Source organism: Kitasatospora sp. NPDC058406 (assembly GCF_042722765.1).
In the GTDB taxonomy this organism is placed as follows: domain Bacteria; phylum Actinomycetota; class Actinomycetes; order Streptomycetales; family Streptomycetaceae; genus Kitasatospora.
Genome location: NZ_JBHXKE010000471.1, coordinates 1 through 2,485 on the forward strand (window position 1 = coordinate 1; position 2,485 = coordinate 2,485).

Here is a 2,485-nt window from a genome sequence, read left to right on the forward strand (position 1 = left end):
CGCAGGCGGCGGCCGGTGTCGCGGGCATCATCAAGATGCTGCTGGCGATGCGGCACGAGACGCTCCCCGCCACCCTGCACGCGGACGAGCCGTCGGCGGAGGTCGACTGGTCCGTAGGCGCAGTCGGGTTGCTGACGGAGTCGCGGCCGTGGACCTCCGGGGACCGGCCGCGACGAGCGGGTGTGTCGGCGTTCGGCGTGAGCGGGACGAACGCGCACGTGATCCTGGAAGAGCCCCCGGTGGCGGAGCCGGCCTCGGTACCGGTCGCGCACCTGCCGGTGGTGCCGGTCCTGCTGTCCGGCCGGACCCCGGCCGCGCTGCGGGCGCAGGCGGAGCGGCTGAGGACGGTGTCGGGTACCGACCTGCCGGCCGTGGCGGCGGCTGCGGCGCGGCGTCCGGTGCTGGTGCATCGTGCGGTGGTGCTCGCGGGTGGGACCGACGAGCTGACGGCCGGGCTGGACGCGGTGGCGTCCGGTGCGGGTGGTCTGACCGGCACCGCACGGGCGGGCCGGGTGGCGTTCCTGTTCACGGGGCAGGGTGCGCAGCGTGCGTCGATGGGCCGGGGGTTGTACGAGGCGTTCCCGGTGTTCGCGGACGCGTTCGACCAGGTGGCGTTGCACGTGGATGCTCACTTGGACCGGCCGTTGGCGGAGGTGCTGGCGGACGAGGAGCTGATCCACCGCACCGGGTACGCGCAGCCGGCGTTGTTCGCCGTCGAGGTGGCGTTGCACGCGCTGCTCACCCGCTGGGGTGTGCGGGCGGATGTCCTGGTCGGTCATTCGATCGGTGAGATCGCTGCCGCGCATGTGGCCGGGGTGCTGTCCCTGTCGGACGCGGTCACGCTGGTCGCCGCACGCGGCCGACTGATGCAGGCCCTTCCGGCCGGTGGGGCGATGCTCGCCGTCGGAGCCTCCGAGGCGGACGTCCTCGCCGCGTTCCCGGACGTGGACGTCGCGGTGGTGAACGGCCCTGGGGCCGTGGTGGTCGCGGGCCTGGAAGCCGAGATCGAGGCCGTCGCGGAGGCTGCGGGCGAGCGGGGTTGGAAGTCCAGCCGTCTGCGGACCAGCCACGCCTTCCACTCCCGGCTGATGGAGCCGATGTTGGAGGACTTCCGCGCCGTGGTGCGTGGGTTGTCCTTCGCCGAGCCTTCGGTCCCGGCGGTGTCGTCGGTGACCGGCCGCCCGGTCGGTGTCGGGCAGTGGTCGGACCCGGAGTACTGGGTCGACCAGGTCCGCAAGCCCGTCCGCTTCGCCGACGCCCTCGAAGCGCTCGACGGCGTCACCAGGTTCGTCGAACTCGGCCCGGACGCGGTCCTGTCCGCGCTCGTCCAGCAGCCCGACGCCGTCACCGCGCCGCTGCTGCGCCGCGACCGTGACGAAGCGACCACCGCACTGACGGCACTCGCGACCCTGCACGTCAACGGCGTCCCGGTCGACTGGTCGCCCTTCTTCACCGGCGTCCGACCGGCCGAGCTGCCGACCTACGCCTTCCAACGCCAGGAGTACTGGCTCGAATTCAGGCCCCCGGTGGTCGACGCTGTCGAGGCGGGTTTCTGGGACCGGATCGAGCAGGGCGACCTGCCCGGCCTTGCCGCGCAGCTCGGCGTCGCGGAGGCCGACCTGGAAGGTGTCCTGCCCGCGCTGACCTCCTGGCGCGCGCAGGGGCGGGAGCGTTCGCTCCTGGACGGCTGGCGCTACCACGTCACCTGGGAGCCGCTGCCGGAACCCGGGGCTGCGTCCCTCGCGGGAGGTACCTGGATCCTGGTCGGCGATGTCCCGTTGGCCGACGCGCTGGAACAGCACGGAGCCAAGGTCCTTTCGGTGCCGGCGGGTTCGACGGCGGAGCTGGACACCCGCCTGTGTGGCCTGGACGTCGTCGGCGTCCTGGCGGCGCCGGGGTCCGTGGACGAGGCGCTGGCACTGGTCCGGACGATGGCGACTGCCGGGTCCGGGGCCGCGTTGTGGCTGGTGACGCGGGGTGCCGTGGTCACCGGCCGGGCGGACGGCGCGGTGGACGTCGACCAGGCGCAGCTGTGGGGCTTCGGCCGGGCGGTGGGGTTGGAGCACCCCGGGATGTGGGGCGGTCTGCTCGATCTGCCGGTCGTCGTCGACACCCGGGCGGCGGGTCGTGTCGCTGCCGTCCTGGGTGGTGCGCTGGGTGCGGAGGACCAGGTCGCCGTTCGTGGCGGCGGTGTGCTGGTGCGGCGCTTGGAGCACGCGCCGGTGGGTTCCGGGTCGGTCTGGAAGCCTCGGGGCACGGTGCTGATCGCCGGTGGGACGGGTGGTCTGGGCGTCGAGGTGGCGCGGTGGGCGGCTGCGAACGGTGCGGAGCGGCTGGTGCTGCTCTCCCGGCGTGGATCTCAGGCGCCCGGCGCGGCGGAGTTGTTGGCCGAGCTGCCGATGGCGGAGATCCATGCGTGTGATCTGGCGGATCGGTCCGCGGTGGAGGCGTTGCTGGCCGTGGTCGGTCGGGTCGACGCGGTCGT

Annotated in this window: 1 protein-coding gene; it reads left to right on the plus strand. The window is 73.6% G+C overall.

The annotated features are described in order from the left end of the window. Positions 1–2,485, plus strand: a 2,485-nt coding sequence (locus tag ACFWOG_RS40595; protein WP_380364753.1) for an SDR family NAD(P)-dependent oxidoreductase, incomplete at both ends; no start/stop codon positions are given.